The following is a 13,692-nucleotide window of genomic DNA, read 5'->3' on the forward strand; positions in this document are numbered from 1 at the left end:
CGGCGCTACGGGATCGGGACCGGGGTGATGCCGAACTGGGCGAGGCCGGCTACGCCGCCGTCTTCGGCGGTGAGCACCCAGATGCCGTCCTTGTGCACGGCAATGCTGTGTTCCCAGTGCGCTGCTGCCTTGCCGTCGCTGGTGGCGACGGTCCAGTCGTCGTCCCGGGTGTAGGTATCGATCGATCCGAGCACGACCATCGGCTCGATCGCGACGACGAGGCCCGGCTTCACATCCGGACCCTTGGGGCGTACGCGGTAGTTGAACACGGGCGGAGCCTCGTGCATCGAACGGCCGATGCCGTGGCCGACATAGTCGGTCAGGATGCCGTAGCTGCCCTGCGACTCCACGTAATCTTCGATGGCTTCGCCGACCTCGTTCAGGTGGCGTGCGGTGTGCAGCCGGGCGATGCCGTGCCACAGGGACTGCTCGGTGACATCGGACAGCTTCTGACGCTCGGCCACGACCTCGGGCCGCGACGCGTCCGGCAGCACGAAGCTGAACGCGGCGTCGCCGTTCCAGCCCTCGATAATGGCTCCGCTGTCGATCGAGACGATGTCACCGGCCGCGAGGCGTCGCCCGGAGGGGATGCCGTGCACGACGTCGTCGTTCACTGAGGCGCACACAGTGTGGTGATATCCGGCTTCGAGCTTGAAGTTCGGCTTGCCGCCGAGCGCGACGATGGCGGCCTCGGCCGCAGCGTCGAGTTCGAGGGTTGTGGCCCCGATCACCATGGCCGCGCGGGCGGCCGCGAGCGATGCCGCGGTGGCCAGGCCCGGCGCGACCATGAGGCGCAGCTGGGCGGGGTTCTTGTAGATGGAACGACGAAAACTCACTGATTTCCTACAAACTAGCTCCGAGAAGGGGAGCGATCTTTTCTTATTTACGTGGTGGTGCAGATGATGATGGGCCGAGTCAGGCCCGGCCCCAAACGGGTATTAGAGCGTGCTGCTGTCGGGGCGCAGGCCGCCCTCGGCCAGGGCCGCGAGAATGCGGTCGGTGACCGCCTCAACGGCACCGAGGCCATCGATCGTGACGACGAGGCCACGAGCGCTGTACACATCGATCAGCGGAGCGGTCTGCTCCGCGTAGACGTCCAGACGATGACGGATGACGTCGGCCGTATCGTCCGCGCGGCCCTGCTCGGCCGCACGCTTCAGCAGCCGCGCGACGACCTCGTCAGTGTCGGCGGTGATGAGAACGACGAAGTCGAGCTGGGTACCCGCTGCACTTAGCAGACGGTCGAGCTCAGCGACCTGGTCGGTCGTGCGCGGGTAGCCGTCAAGCAGAAAGCCGTCGGCAGCATCCGCTTCGTTGAGCCGGTCAGCGACAATGGCGTTGGTGAGGGTGTCGGGAACGTATGCCCCGGCGTCCATGAACGACTTGACCTCGATCCCCAGCGGGGTGTTGTTGGTCACGTTGTAGCGAAAAATGTCGCCGGTGGAGATGGCGGGAATATCGAAGGCGAGCGCCAAGCGCTCCGCCTGGGTGCCTTTGCCAGCGCCGGGCGGGCCGATCAGTAGTAAGCGCGTCATTTAAGAAGCCCCTCATAGTGTCGCTGTTGCAGTTGCGAGTCGATCTGCTTGACCGTCTCGAGCCCCACGCCGACGATGATGAGAATGCTCGCGCCGCCGAACGGAAAGTTCTGGTCGGCGCCGATAACCGAGAATGCTACGAGTGGAATCAAGGCGATAAAGCCCAGGTAGAGCGAGCCCGGAAGCGTGATGCGGGTCAGCACGAAGTCGAGGTACTCGGCGGTCGGGCGGCCGGCGCGGATGCCGGGAATGAATCCGCCATACTTCTTCATATTGTCGGCGACTTCTTCGGGGTTGAACGTGATCGCCACGTAGAAGTAGGTGAAGCCGATGATCAGGAAGAAGTACATGGCCATGTACAGCGGCTGGTCCCCACCGGTGAGGTTGTTGGAGATCCAGACGACCCAGGCCGGAGCCTCGGTGCCAGCGGCCGGCTGGTTGAACTGCGCAAGCAGGGCGGGCAGGTACAGCAGAGAGGAGGCGAAGATCACGGGGATCACGCCGGCCATGTTGACCTTGATCGGAATATAGGTGTTGTTGCCGCCGTAGGTGCGGCGCCCCACCATGCGTTTGGCGTACTGCACCGGAATTCGCCGCTGGGATTGCTCGACGAAGACCACACCGGCGACCACCAGAATTCCGACGATCAGCACGATGATGAGGGTGTCGAGGCCCTGCTGCTGCCCGATGGAGCCGAGCGATCCGGGGAACAAAGCTGCGATCGAGATAAAGATCATGAGCGACATGCCGTTGCCGACGCCGCGTTCGGTGACGAGCTCACCCATCCACATGATGACGCCGGTGCCGGCGGTCATCGTGATGACCATGAGCATGATGGCGTACCAGGCGTCGTTGGTGATCAGTTGCGTGCACTCGGTGCTGGCGGATGTGCCAAACAGGGCGCCGCTGCGGGCGACAGTGATCAGCGTGGTCGACTGCAGAATGCCGAGGGCGATCGTGAGGTACCGGGTGTACTGGGTCAGTGTGCTCTGACCGGAGGCACCCTCCTTGTAGAGGGTGTCGAAGTGGGGGATGACCACGCGCAGCAGCTGCACGATGATCGAGGCCGTGATGTACGGCATAATGCCGAGGGCGAACACGCTGAGCTGGAGCAGGGCGCCACCGCTGAACAGGTTGACGAGCTCGTAGAGGCCGCTCGATCCCTGGTTGGCTGCCAGACACATCTGCACGTTGCCGAAGTCCACGAACGGGGCCGGGATGAACGAGCCCAGGCGGAACAGAGCAATAATGCCCAGGGTGAAGCCGATCTTCTTGCGAAGGTCGGGTGTGCGGAAGATCCGCGCAATGGCGCTGAACAAAAAGGCCTCCAGATATTTACGCAGACCGACCCGCGCGGGTCGACTTAAAACGATCGAGCTTGTCGAATCACACCAAACGATTTAACTCGATTGACGGATTCGACAAGCTCGATGGAGCGTCTACGGGTTTACTTTACAGTTCCGCCCGCGGCAACAATTTTCTGCTCAGCTGAAGCAGAGACCTTGTCGACCGTCACGTTCAGCTTAACGGTAATCTCACCGGTACCGAGAACCTTGACTTTTTCGTTGTCACGAACCGCACCCTTGGCGATCAGGCTGGCGATGGTGACATCGCCGCCGTTCGGGTAGAGCAGTTCGAGCTTTTCCAGGTTGACAACCTGGTACTCGACGCGGAACGGGTTCTTGAATCCACGCAGTTTCGGGGTGCGCATGTGCAGAGGCATCTGCCCACCCTCGAAGCCGACGCGTACGCTGTAACGCGCTTTCGTGCCCTTGGTGCCTCGACCCGCGGTTTTACCCTTGGATCCTTCACCACGGCCAACGCGCATGCGGGCCTTCTTCGCTCCGGGAGCCGGGCGAAGGTGGTGTACCTTCAGCACGTGCTCGCGGGGCTCAGTCGGCTCGGCTGCAACGGGGGCCTTCTTCGGTGCTGCGGCCTTTTTGGGGGCAGCGGCCTTCTTCGCGGCGGGCTTGTCGGCTACCTTGGTAGCTTCCTTCTCGTCAGCCATTAGTCAATCTCCTCGACCTTTACGAGGTGAGCGACGGTGTTGACGTAGCCACGGTTCTGCGAGTTGTCCTCGCGGATCGTAACGGCGCCAATGCGTCGCAGACCCAAGCTGCGAAGAGTGTCGCGCTGGTTCTGCTTCTCACTAATTTTGGACTTGATCTGTGTGATCTTCAGCTGGGCCATCAGGCACCTGCCTTCGCGGTTGCGGCTGCTGCAGCTGCAGCTGCAGCAGCGTCGGCACGCAGGAAACGGGCCGGAGCCACGTCTTCATAGGCCAGGCCGCGGCGAGCCGCAACCGCACGCGGCTCTTCGAGCTGGTGCAGTGCCTCGACCGTGGCGTGCACGATGTTGATGGTGTTCGACGAACCGAGCGACTTGCTCAGCACGTCGTGGATGCCAGCGCATTCGAGTACGGCGCGCACCGGGCCACCGGCGATAACGCCGGTACCTGCTGCTGCCGGACGAAGCAGAACGACGCCGGCTGCGGCCTCACCCTGTACGGGGTGCGGGATGGTCAGGCCAACGCGAGGAACGCGGAAGAAGTTCTTCTTCGCCTCTTCGACGCCCTTGGAGATAGCGGTCGGGACCTCGCGGGCCTTACCGTATCCAACGCCGACCAGTCCGTTACCGTCGCCGACAACGACGAGAGCGGTGAAGCTGAAGCGACGACCACCCTTGACGACCTTCGACACGCGGTTGATGGTGACGACGCGCTCCAGGAACTGGCTCTTGTCGGCATCGCGGCTTCCGCGGTCCTTGTTCGGGTTGCGCTCACGGCCACCACGACGAGCCTCGCGGGGCTCGTTCTGCGGCGGGGTCGTGGACGCAGCGGTTTCAACCGGTGCAACCGCTTCGGCAGCAACAGGTGCTGTGGTTTCGATCTTTTCAGTGCTCACAGGTTCAATCCACCCTCTCGAGCTCCTTCAGCGATGGCTGCGACGCGTCCTGCGTACTTGCTGCCACCACGGTCAAATACAACGGCTTCGATGCCGGCGGCTTTCGCACGTTCAGCAACGAGCTCACCGACCTTGCGGGCCTTGGCGGTCTTGTCACCATCGAAGGTGCGCAAGTCCGTTTCGAGCGTGGATGCCGACGCAAGGGTGAATCCCTTGCTGTCGTCGACGACCTGCACGAATACGTGGCGAGCCGAGCGCGTGACGACGAGGCGCGGGCGAAGCGCCGTTCCCTCGATCTTCTTGCGAAGACGGGTGTGTCGACGTCCGCGGGCGGCGGCCTTGCTCTTGCCTCTAGTTCCGAGTCCCATGGCTACTTACCGCTCTTTCCGGCCTTGCGGCGAACAATCTCGCCGGCGTAACGCACACCCTTGCCCTTGTATGGCTCTGGCTTGCGAATCTTACGGATGTTGGCGGCAACCTCGCCGACGGCCTGCTTGTCGATTCCGCTGACCGTGAGCTTGTTGACGCTCTCCACGGTCAGAACGATGCCGACGGGCGGCTCGACGACGACCGGGTGCGAGAAGCCGAGGGCGAACTCAACAGAGGTGCCCTTCTGCGCCGCGCGGTAACCGGTACCGACGATTTCGAGACCCTTGGTGTAACCAACGGTTACGCCGATGATCTGGTTGTTGATCAGGGTGCGAGTCAGACCGTGCAGCGAACGCGACTGGCGTTCGTCGTTCGGACGGGTGACGAGAACGTGACCGTCCTCGATCGACACCGTGATGGGGTTGGAAACGACGAGCGCGAGCTCGCCCTTCGGGCCCTTGACGGAGACGGCCTGGCCGTCAGCCACAACCGTGACCCCGGCAGGGATCGGGATGGGGAGTCTTCCAATACGTGACATTCTCAGTTACCACACGTAGGCGAGAACTTCTCCGCCTACGCCCTTCTTCTCAGCCTGGCGGTCGGTAAGCAGACCGCTGGAGGTGGACAGGATGGCAACGCCGAGGCCGCCGAGAACCGTGGGGATCTCAGTCGACTTTGCGTACACGCGCAGGCCGGGCTTGGAAACCCGCTTGATGCCGACGATGGAACGCTCACGGTTCGGACCGAACTTGAGGTCCAGCGTGAGGGTCTTGCCTACTGTTGCATCCTTGACGGTCCAGGCAGAGATATAACCCTGTGCCTTGAGGATGTCAGCGATGTGCGCTTTCAATTTGCTATGCGGCATCGACACTGTGTCGTGGTACGCCGAGTTAGCGTTGCGCAGTCTGGTCAGCATGTCTGCGACCGGATCTGTCATTGTCATTTTGTGGTGCCTTTCTCGCCTGGTTTCATCATCCGTTACGCGAATGACGACCTGTGGTGGTGAGGAAACCGATCGGTTGAACGGCTTCCGGGGTGAAAATCTGTGTGCGCCTGGCATTTCTGCAGGGCGGGGCCAACCATGAGTTGGGAGCTCGCAAGCGCAAGCTCCCAACTCTAGTTGAAAAACGCTACTTCTGTGCGTCGGCCGTCTTGAACGGGAAGCCGAGCGCCTTGAGCAGCGCGCGACCCTCATCGTTGGACTTCGCGGTCGTAACAACCGTGATGTCCATACCGCGAACGCGGTCAATGCGGTCCTGGTCGATTTCGTGGAACATAACCTGCTCGGTCAGACCGAAGGTGTAGTTGCCCGCACCATCGAACTGCTTGTCGGACAGGCCGCGGAAGTCACGGATGCGAGGAAGGGCCAGGCTGAGCAGCCGGTCCAGGAACTCCCACATGCGGTCGCCACGAAGGGTGACGTGGGCGCCGATGGGCTGTCCCTCACGCAGTTTGAACTGCGCGATGGACTTGCGAGCCTTGGTGACCTGCGGCTTCTGGCCGGTGATCTTGGTGAGGTCAGAAACCGCACCGTCCATCACCTTGCCGTCGCGTGCTGCTTCTCCGACACCCATGTTGACGACAATCTTCGTCAGGGTGGGGATACGGTGCACGTTGGTGAAGCCGAGTTCCTCGGAGAGCTTGGCACTGATCTCATCGCGGTACTTCTGCTTCAGACGCGGCAGGGCCTTGACGGGTGCGGTGCCCGCAGGGGCGGTGCCGGTAACGGTGTCAGTCATTAGAGGTCCTTCCCTGACTTCTTGGCGTAACGAATGCGGACCGTCTTGGTGACGCCGTCCTTCGTTACCTCTTCCTGGCGGAAACCGACGCGGGTCGGCTTCTTGGTCTCCGGGTCGACGATGGCAACGTTGGACACGTGGATGGCGGCTTCGAAGGTCTCGATGCCACCCGTCTTGGTGCCGCGCTGGGTCTGTCCGACGCGAACGTGCTTGGTCACGAAGTTGACGCCCTCAACGAGGACACGGTTCTTCTCGACGTCGACGGAGATGATCTTGCCCTGCTTGCCACGGTCTCCGCCGCGAGCCTGGCTGCGGCCGCTGATGACCTGTACGAGGTCACCCTTTTTGATTCTGGCCATGATTAAATAACCTCCGGTGCCAGCGAGATGATCTTCATGAACTTCTTGTCGCGAAGCTCGCGACCGACCGGTCCGAAGATTCGGGTGCCGCGGGGGTCACCGTCTGCCTTCAAGATCACTGCAGCGTTCTCATCGAACTTGATGTAGGAGCCGTCTGGACGACGGGTTTCCTTCTTGGTGCGAACGATGACAGCTTTGACGATGTCACCCTTCTTGACGTTTCCGCCCGGGATTGCATCCTTGACCGTGGCGACGATGACGTCGCCCAGGCCGGCGTAACGACGGCCGGAGCCACCGAGAACGCGGATGGTCAAGAGTTCCTTGGCGCCGCTGTTGTCGGCAACCCGTACTCGTGATTCTTGCTGAAGCACTTTATAACTCCTTTACGTCAAGTAAGCGCGAGGCTTACTTGGCCTTCTCAAGAATCTCGACCAGACGCCAGCGCTTGGAGGCGCTAAGCGGACGGGTCTCACTGATCAGGACCAGGTCGCCGATGCCGGCGGAGTTCGCCTCATCGTGCGCCTTCAGCTTGGATGTACGGCGGATGACCTTGCCGTACAACGGGTGCTTCACGCGGTCTTCGACAACGACAATGATGGTTTTGTTCATCTTGTCGCTGGTCACGTAACCACGCAGCGTCTTGCGGTAACCGCGAACGAGAGCTTCTGCCTCGGCTGCGACGACCGTTTCGTCAGTCTTCGCCATGACTAGGCCTCCTTCGTCTCGACGGTCTCGGCTGCAGCGTCGTCCGTGGACTCGTCTGCGGCCTTGGCCTTCTTGGTTTTCTTGTCGGCCTTCTCAGCCTTGGCCGGAGCCGGGGCTGCGACCGGGGTTGCACGAATGCCCAGCTCGCGCTCACGGAGAACCGTGTAGATGCGAGCGATGTCGCGCTTGACCGCGCGGAGGCGGCCGTGGCTCTCGAGCTGACCGGTGGCCGACTGGAAGCGCAGGTTGAACAGCTCTTCCTTGGCCTTCTTCAGCTCTTCGAACAGCTTCTCATTGTCAAAAGTGTCGAGCTCGACTGGGGCGAGCTCCTTGGTTCCGATCGCCATTATGCGTCGCCCTCCTCGCGCTTGATGATGCGTGCCTTGAGGGGCAGCTTGTGAATTGCACGGGTAAGTGCCTCTTTCGCAACGGCGTCGGTGACACCACTGAGCTCGAAGAGAACGCGTCCCGGCTTGACGTTGGCAACCCACCACTCGACCGAACCCTTACCGGAACCCATGCGGGTTTCGGCCGGCTTCTTGGTCAGCGGGCGGTCGGGGTAGATGTTGATCCACACCTTTCCACCACGCTTGATGTGACGTGTCATAGCGATACGAGCGGACTCGATCTGACGGTTGGTCACGTACGCGGGGGTCAGCGCCTGGATGCCATAGTCACCGAAGGAGACCGTGGTGCCACCAGTAGCGTGGCCGGTACGACCCGGGTGGTGCTGCTTGCGGTGCTTGACTCTACGTGGAATCAACATTATTTAGCCTCAACTCCTGCTGCGACCGGTGCCGCTGCCGGAGCATCTGCACGAGGTGCACGGCGCGGTCGATCGTCACGACGCTCGGGGCGGGACGACTTAGCGTTGGCCTGCTCGCGAGCGAGTTCCTTGTTGGTGATGTCGCCCTTGTAGATCCAGACCTTCACGCCGATGCGGCCGAAGGTGGTCTTGGCTTCGTAGAAGCCGTAGTCGATGTTCGCGCGAAGCGTGTGCAGGGGCACCCGGCCTTCGCGGTAGAACTCGCTGCGGCTCATCTCGGCGCCACCCAGACGACCGGACACCTGGATACGAACACCCTTGGCGCCGGCGCGCTGTGCGCCCTGCAGGCCCTTACGCATCGCGCGGCGGAAGGCCACACGTGCGCTGAGCTGCTCGGCAATACCCTGCGCGACCAGCTGGGCATCCTGCTCGGGGTTCTTGACCTCGAGGATGTTCAGCTGAATCTGCTTGGCGGTGAGCTTCTCCAGGTCAGAGCGGATGCGCTCGGCCTCCGCGCCGCGGCGACCAATCACAATGCCCGGACGGGCAGTGTGGATGTCAACGCGAACGCGGTCACGAGTGCGCTCGATTTCGATGCGGCTGACGCCGGCACGGTCGAGGCTGGTGCTCAGCAGGCGACGGATCTTGACGTCTTCTGCGACAAAGTCAGCGTAACGCTGACCCGGCTTGGTCGAGTCAGAGAACCAACGCGATACGTGATCGGTGGTGATTCCCAGACGGAAGCCATAGGGGTTTACTTTCTGACCCATTACTTCGTACCCTCCTCAGGAGTGGTGAGCACAACCGTGATGTGGCTGGTGCGCTTCTTGATTTCGAATGCGCGACCCTGGGCACGAGCCTGGAAACGCTTGAGGGTCGTACCCTCGTCAACGAATGCCCGGCTGATGAACAGGTCCTGCTCGTCCAGATACGTGTTGGCTGCATCTGCCTTGACCCGGGCGTTGGCGATGGCCGAGGCCACCAGCTTGTACACCGGATCGGATGCGCCCTGGGGCGCAAACTTCAGAATTCCCAGCGCTTCATGCGCCTGCTTGCCGCGGATCATGTCAACGACGCGACGAGCCTTCTGGGGGGTAACGCGGATGTGACGCACGCGTGCGATCGACTCCACCATTTCTTCTCCTCCTTCACGTCCCCGCGCTAGCGGCGACGGCCCTTCTTGTCGTCCTTCACGTGTCCACGGAAGGTGCGGGTGGGCGCAAACTCGCCGAGCTTGTGGCCGACCATGCTCTCGGTGACGAACACCGGGATGTGCTTGCGTCCGTCGTGCACTGCGATGGTGTGTCCGAGCATGTCGGGGATGATCATCGAGCGGCGCGACCAGGTCTTGATTACGTTCTTGCTCTTGGCTTCGTTCGCCGCGAACACCTTGCGAAGCAGGTGGTCGTCAACGAAAGGGCCTTTCTTAAGACTTCTTGGCATCGTCTACTCCTACTTACGCTTCTTGCCGACGGTGCGGCGACGAACAATGAGCTTGTCGCTTTCCTTATTCGGGTGGCGGGTGCGCCCTTCCTTCTGGCCCCAGGGGCTGACGGGGTGACGTCCACCGGACGTCTTACCCTCACCACCACCGTGCGGGTGATCGACCGGGTTCATGGCAACACCACGAACGGTCGGGCGAACGCCTTTCCAGCGCATACGTCCGGCCTTGCCCCAGTTGATGTTCGACTGCTCGGCGTTACCGACCTCGCCGATCGTCGCGCGGCAGCGAGCATCCACGTTGCGGATTTCACCAGACGGCAGACGAAGCTGGGCGTAAACGCCCTCCTTCGCGACCAGACGAACGGATGCTCCGGCGGAACGGGCCATCTTGGCGCCGCCACCCGGACGCAGCTCGATCGCGTGAATGATGGTACCGGTGGGGATGTTCTTCAACGGCAGGTTATTGCCGGGCTTGATGTCAGCCCCGGCTCCCGACTCGATGATGTCGCCCTGGCTGAGCTTGTTCGGCGCGATGATGTAACGCTTCGTGCCGTCGATGAAGTGCAGGAGCGCGATGCGCGCCGTGCGGTTCGGGTCGTATTCAATTTCAGCGACGCGGGCGTTGACGCCGTCCTTGTCGTTGCGCTTGAAGTCGATCACGCGGTACTGGCGCTTGTGGCCACCACCGATGTGACGGGTCGTGATGCGGCCCTGGTTGTTACGTCCACCGGTCTTGGAGAGGGGACGCAGAAGCGACTTCTCCGGGGTGGAACGCGTGATTTCCGCGAAGTCGGCAACGGATGAACCGCGTCGACCCGGGGTCGTGGGCTTGTACTTACGAATAGCCATTAGTTATCCCTCTGCCTGTCGCTTAGCCGACGGCCGTGAAGATGTCGATGGAGCCAGACTTGAGCGTGACAATGGCACGCTTGGTGTCCTTGCGCTTGCCCATGCCGAACTTGGTGCGGCGAGTCTTGCCCACGCGGTTCAGGGTGTTGATCGAAGCGACCTGCACCTTGAAGATCTTTTCGATCGCGAGCTTGATCTCCGTCTTGTTCGAGCGGGGGTCAACGATGAAGGTGTACTTACCCTCGTCAATCAGGCCGTAGCTCTTCTCAGAGACAACCGGAGAGATGATGATGTCGCGGGGGTCCTTGTTGGTCGCGATAGTCATTATGCGGCCACCTCTTCCTTCTTGGTCTTGCTCTCCACAAACGCGTTGAACGCGGCGGTGGTGAAGACAATGTCGTCGCTGACGAGCACGTCGTAGGCGTTGAGCTGGTCCCACGAGAGGATGTGCACCGTCGGGATGTTGCGAATGCTGCGCAACGTGATCTCGTCGGTACGCTCAAGAACAACCAGCACGTGCTTGCTCGTGGCAATCTGCGAGAGCAGCTCCAGGGCAATCTTCGTGTTGGGGGTCTCAGCCGTGAACAGTGCCTCGACGATGTGCAGGCGGCCACCGCGGGCGCGGTCGCTCAGTGCGCCCTTGAGGGCTGCGGCAATCATCTTTTTCGGGGTGCGCTGGTCGTAGCTGCGCGGGGTCGGTCCGTGGACGATTCCACCACCGGTCATCTGAGGAGCGCGGATCGAGCCCTGACGAGCGCGACCGGTTCCTTTCTGCTTGAACGGCTTGCGGCCGGCACCGGAAACTTCTCCACGGCGCTTGACCTTGCTCGTTCCCTGGCGTGCGGCAGCAAGCTGCGCAACAACGACCTGGTGGATGAGAGGAATGTTGGCGGGAACGTCGAAGAGCTCGTCGGGAAGCTCGGCAGAGCCTGCCTTCTTGCCCTTGGCGTCAATGATGTCGAGTGCTGTAGCCATAAGGACTACGCTCCCTTCACTGCGTTGCGAACGAATACGAGGCGGCCACGAGCACCGGGAACGGCACCCTTGACGAGCATGAGGCCCTTATCGGCGTCAATAGCGTGCACCTTGAGGTTCAGCACGGTTACGCGCTCGCCACCCATACGACCAGCCATGCGCATGCCCTTGAAGACACGGCTCGGGGTCGAAGAAGCACCGATGGAACCGGGCTTGCGGTGGTTACGGTGCGAACCGTGTGAAGAGGAAACACCCTTGAAGTTGTGACGCTTCATAACACCGGCGAAGCCCTTACCCTTGCTGGTGCCCATGACGTCAACCTTGGTGCCGGCAGCGAAAACACCGTCAACGGTGAGCTCCTGGCCGAGGTTGTAGTCAGCGGCATCCGCGGTGCGGAGCTCGGTGATGTGGCGACGCGGCGTGACGCCGGCCTTGTCGAAGTGACCGGCAAGGGGCTTGTTGACCTTGCGCGGGTCGATGGGGCCAGCGGCGATCTGAACGCCGTTGTAGCCGTCGACGGCCTTGGTACGAACCTGCGTGACAACGTTCGGCGCGATTTCGATGACGGTAACGGGAACAAGTTTGTTGTTCTCGTCCCACACCTGGGTCATGCCGAGCTTCTTGCCAAGGAGACCCTTGGTGGTTTTGGTATCTGCGTAAGACATCGCGGGCCCTAGAGCTTGATCTCGATGTTGACGTCGGCCGGAAGGTCGAGGCGCATGAGCGAGTCAACAGCCTTCGGGGTCGGGTCGATGATGTCGATCAGACGCTTGTGGGTGCGCATTTCAAAGTGCTCCCGGCTGTCCTTGTACTTGTGAGGAGAACGGATGACACACACCACGTTCTTCTCGGTCGGAAGCGGCACCGGGCCGACGACTGTAGCGCCCGCACGGGTCACTGTGTCGACGATCTTGCGCGCCGAAATGTCGATGACCTCGTGGTCATACGACTTAAGTCGAATGCGGATCTTCTGTCCCGCCATGTCGAACTCTCTCTCTGTCGAGGCGTCTTACAGACAACGGCACTGTTTGCCGAGGTTGCATTGGACGCCGTAGTAGCACTGCTGCTGAAAGCACCACTGTTCAAATGTCAATTTGATTCACGTACGAATAAACGACGCTCATCATCAACGCCGACTCCCAGAGCAGAACCTGGGGGACGACACGGTTTTACCCACGCCGACCAGATCGTTGATTTATGCTGCGCTCTGCTCCCTGCGGCCTAGCCTGCGATCGTTGCTCTTGCGACAAGTGTTCTTCGTAGAGGGTGACGCGACTATGCACTGCCTGGCAGTGATTCCGGCGACGCGTAGCGCACGCCGAAAGTGTTGAACTAGAAGAGTCTGCCACACAGTTACCACTTCATGCAACCCGGGCGTGTCGCACGCGTCTCGTCGGCTCGTTCTTGTCGGGCGATTCGCAGACGTAGGCCCGCGGCCGGCCGCGGTCCTACACTCTGCTGCGCTGTGCGGGGCTAGCCCTGAATGCCGGCGGCGACGCGCGGGCTCTGGTCGGTGCAGCTCTTGGCGGCGGACTCGGTCAGCACTCGCTCGGCCATGATTTGACGCGACTGGTCGGAGAGGCCCGATGTCGGGTATTCGGCCAGCACCTTGGTGATGATTTCGGGGATCGACAGGGCGGCGTACTCGTCGAGACTGTTGCAGACCAACATGCTGTAGACGCTGACCGTGCTCGCCACAATGTCGTCGAGGATCTGCTGTTCCGTCTTCGCAGTCGGCGAGGAAATGGGTGTCGGCGCAAGCGTCGGGGTAGGGATCGTGCTCGGCGCCGGGGCGGACGCTCCCGGCCCAACGGCCGATTGGGCAGCGGGGGCGGACCCGACCAGTCGCGGCACGATCACCACGGCGAGGATGCCGACCACCAGGATCGCGATCGCCATCAGGATGCGCACTTCGAGCTTAGATATCTGCATGGGCAGACCATAACCGAAAACTGAGGATCCTGCAGGGAACCGGGGGCAACGCCATTCGCCGGAACCCAGACCCTGGCACCCTCGCGACGAGCGGGGCCGAGGCATCCGTCTGCAAAG

At 61.8% G+C, this 13,692-nt stretch carries 24 protein-coding genes; all 24 read right to left on the minus strand.

What is annotated here, in order from left to right; genetic code table 11:
* Nucleotides 1-5 precede the first annotated feature (5 nt).
* The 24 genes from map to CXY80_RS06965 all read right to left on the minus strand — a co-directional run bounded on the left by map (nucleotide 6) and on the right by CXY80_RS06965 (nucleotide 13,575).
* On the minus strand, nucleotides 6-836 hold the full coding sequence (gene map, locus CXY80_RS06850; protein ID WP_233195092.1) for a type I methionyl aminopeptidase: 831 nt from the start codon (nucleotides 834-836) through the stop codon (nucleotides 6-8).
* Between the two features lie 102 nt (nucleotides 837-938).
* Nucleotides 939-1,535: an adenylate kinase gene (locus CXY80_RS06855; protein ID WP_092451133.1), complete on the minus strand. Its 597-nt coding sequence runs from the start codon at nucleotides 1,533-1,535 to the stop codon at nucleotides 939-941.
* The gene (gene secY / locus CXY80_RS06860) at nucleotides 1,532-2,854 is read right to left on the minus strand and encodes a preprotein translocase subunit SecY (RefSeq protein WP_092451135.1); all 1,323 of its coding nucleotides are present in this window, start codon (nucleotides 2,852-2,854) and stop codon (nucleotides 1,532-1,534) included. The genes CXY80_RS06855 and secY overlap by 4 nt, the downstream gene beginning before the upstream one ends.
* Nucleotides 2,855-2,982: 128 nt before the next feature.
* A complete protein-coding gene (gene rplO, locus CXY80_RS06865) occupies nucleotides 2,983-3,543 on the minus strand; it encodes a 50S ribosomal protein L15 (RefSeq protein ID WP_092451137.1) in 561 nt (186 codons plus the stop codon).
* Nucleotides 3,543-3,725 carry a 50S ribosomal protein L30 gene (gene rpmD / locus CXY80_RS06870; protein WP_066597599.1) on the minus strand — a complete coding sequence of 61 codons (183 nt, stop codon included), beginning with the start codon at nucleotides 3,723-3,725 and terminating at the stop codon, nucleotides 3,543-3,545. Before rpmD ends, rplO begins: the two co-directional genes overlap by 1 nt.
* The gene (gene rpsE, locus CXY80_RS06875; protein WP_369828649.1) at nucleotides 3,725-4,438 is read right to left on the minus strand and encodes a 30S ribosomal protein S5; all 714 of its coding nucleotides are present in this window, start codon (nucleotides 4,436-4,438) and stop codon (nucleotides 3,725-3,727) included. The genes rpmD and rpsE overlap by 1 nt, the downstream gene beginning before the upstream one ends.
* Nucleotides 4,435-4,806, minus strand: coding sequence for a 50S ribosomal protein L18 (rplR, locus tag CXY80_RS06880; protein WP_092107252.1), 372 nt, complete (start codon nucleotides 4,804-4,806; stop codon nucleotides 4,435-4,437). Before rplR ends, rpsE begins: the two co-directional genes overlap by 4 nt.
* 2 nt (nucleotides 4,807-4,808) lie before the next feature.
* Complete coding sequence (gene rplF, locus CXY80_RS06885) at nucleotides 4,809-5,345, minus strand: 50S ribosomal protein L6 (protein ID WP_092451139.1); 537 nt, start codon at nucleotides 5,343-5,345, stop codon at nucleotides 4,809-4,811.
* A 6-nt stretch (nucleotides 5,346-5,351) separates the two neighbouring features.
* A complete protein-coding gene (gene rpsH, locus CXY80_RS06890) occupies nucleotides 5,352-5,750 on the minus strand; it encodes a 30S ribosomal protein S8 (protein WP_092107248.1) in 399 nt (132 codons plus the stop codon).
* A 187-nt stretch (nucleotides 5,751-5,937) separates the two neighbouring features.
* Nucleotides 5,938-6,546 carry a 50S ribosomal protein L5 gene (gene rplE / locus CXY80_RS06895; RefSeq protein WP_104132053.1) on the minus strand — a complete coding sequence of 203 codons (609 nt, stop codon included), beginning with the start codon at nucleotides 6,544-6,546 and terminating at the stop codon, nucleotides 5,938-5,940.
* Nucleotides 6,546-6,905: a 50S ribosomal protein L24 gene (gene rplX, locus CXY80_RS06900; protein WP_104132054.1), complete on the minus strand. Its 360-nt coding sequence runs from the start codon at nucleotides 6,903-6,905 to the stop codon at nucleotides 6,546-6,548. The genes rplE and rplX overlap by 1 nt, the downstream gene beginning before the upstream one ends.
* 2 nt (nucleotides 6,906-6,907) lie before the next feature.
* Nucleotides 6,908-7,276: a 50S ribosomal protein L14 gene (rplN, locus tag CXY80_RS06905; protein WP_092451145.1), complete on the minus strand. Its 369-nt coding sequence runs from the start codon at nucleotides 7,274-7,276 to the stop codon at nucleotides 6,908-6,910.
* A gap of 34 nt (nucleotides 7,277-7,310) precedes the next feature.
* Nucleotides 7,311-7,610 (minus strand): 30S ribosomal protein S17, encoded by a 300-nt coding sequence (rpsQ, locus tag CXY80_RS06910; RefSeq protein WP_092451147.1) that lies wholly within the window; start codon nucleotides 7,608-7,610, stop codon nucleotides 7,311-7,313.
* A gap of 2 nt (nucleotides 7,611-7,612) precedes the next feature.
* Nucleotides 7,613-7,957, minus strand: coding sequence for a 50S ribosomal protein L29 (gene rpmC, locus CXY80_RS06915; RefSeq protein WP_104132055.1), 345 nt, complete (start codon nucleotides 7,955-7,957; stop codon nucleotides 7,613-7,615).
* Complete coding sequence (gene rplP / locus CXY80_RS06920) at nucleotides 7,957-8,376, minus strand: 50S ribosomal protein L16 (protein ID WP_092451151.1); 420 nt, start codon at nucleotides 8,374-8,376, stop codon at nucleotides 7,957-7,959. The genes rpmC and rplP overlap by 1 nt, the downstream gene beginning before the upstream one ends.
* The gene (rpsC, locus tag CXY80_RS06925) at nucleotides 8,376-9,146 is read right to left on the minus strand and encodes a 30S ribosomal protein S3 (protein WP_092107240.1); all 771 of its coding nucleotides are present in this window, start codon (nucleotides 9,144-9,146) and stop codon (nucleotides 8,376-8,378) included. The genes rplP and rpsC overlap by 1 nt, the downstream gene beginning before the upstream one ends.
* Entirely contained in the window at nucleotides 9,146-9,511 is a 366-nt protein-coding gene (gene rplV, locus CXY80_RS06930; protein ID WP_092339439.1) for a 50S ribosomal protein L22, read from the minus strand. Before rplV ends, rpsC begins: the two co-directional genes overlap by 1 nt.
* Before the next feature lie 26 nt (nucleotides 9,512-9,537).
* Complete coding sequence (gene rpsS, locus CXY80_RS06935; protein WP_092107237.1) at nucleotides 9,538-9,819, minus strand: 30S ribosomal protein S19; 282 nt, start codon at nucleotides 9,817-9,819, stop codon at nucleotides 9,538-9,540.
* A 9-nt stretch (nucleotides 9,820-9,828) separates the two neighbouring features.
* Complete coding sequence (gene rplB, locus CXY80_RS06940) at nucleotides 9,829-10,668, minus strand: 50S ribosomal protein L2 (RefSeq protein ID WP_092451153.1); 840 nt, start codon at nucleotides 10,666-10,668, stop codon at nucleotides 9,829-9,831.
* A gap of 22 nt (nucleotides 10,669-10,690) precedes the next feature.
* Complete coding sequence (gene rplW, locus CXY80_RS06945; RefSeq protein ID WP_092107233.1) at nucleotides 10,691-10,993, minus strand: 50S ribosomal protein L23; 303 nt, start codon at nucleotides 10,991-10,993, stop codon at nucleotides 10,691-10,693.
* Nucleotides 10,993-11,643, minus strand: coding sequence for a 50S ribosomal protein L4 (gene rplD / locus CXY80_RS06950; RefSeq protein WP_092451155.1), 651 nt, complete (start codon nucleotides 11,641-11,643; stop codon nucleotides 10,993-10,995). Before rplD ends, rplW begins: the two co-directional genes overlap by 1 nt.
* 5 nt (nucleotides 11,644-11,648) lie before the next feature.
* Complete coding sequence (gene rplC, locus CXY80_RS06955; RefSeq protein WP_092451157.1) at nucleotides 11,649-12,308, minus strand: 50S ribosomal protein L3; 660 nt, start codon at nucleotides 12,306-12,308, stop codon at nucleotides 11,649-11,651.
* Between the two features lie 8 nt (nucleotides 12,309-12,316).
* A complete protein-coding gene (gene rpsJ / locus CXY80_RS06960) occupies nucleotides 12,317-12,625 on the minus strand; it encodes a 30S ribosomal protein S10 (protein WP_035834607.1) in 309 nt (102 codons plus the stop codon).
* A gap of 491 nt (nucleotides 12,626-13,116) precedes the next feature.
* Nucleotides 13,117-13,575: a hypothetical protein gene (locus tag CXY80_RS06965; RefSeq protein WP_104132056.1), complete on the minus strand. Its 459-nt coding sequence runs from the start codon at nucleotides 13,573-13,575 to the stop codon at nucleotides 13,117-13,119.
* Nucleotides 13,576-13,692 lie beyond the last annotated feature (117 nt).

It is taken from the genome of Cryobacterium sp. M91 (assembly GCF_002929615.1).
In the GTDB taxonomy this organism is placed as follows: domain Bacteria; phylum Actinomycetota; class Actinomycetes; order Actinomycetales; family Microbacteriaceae; genus Cryobacterium; species Cryobacterium levicorallinum.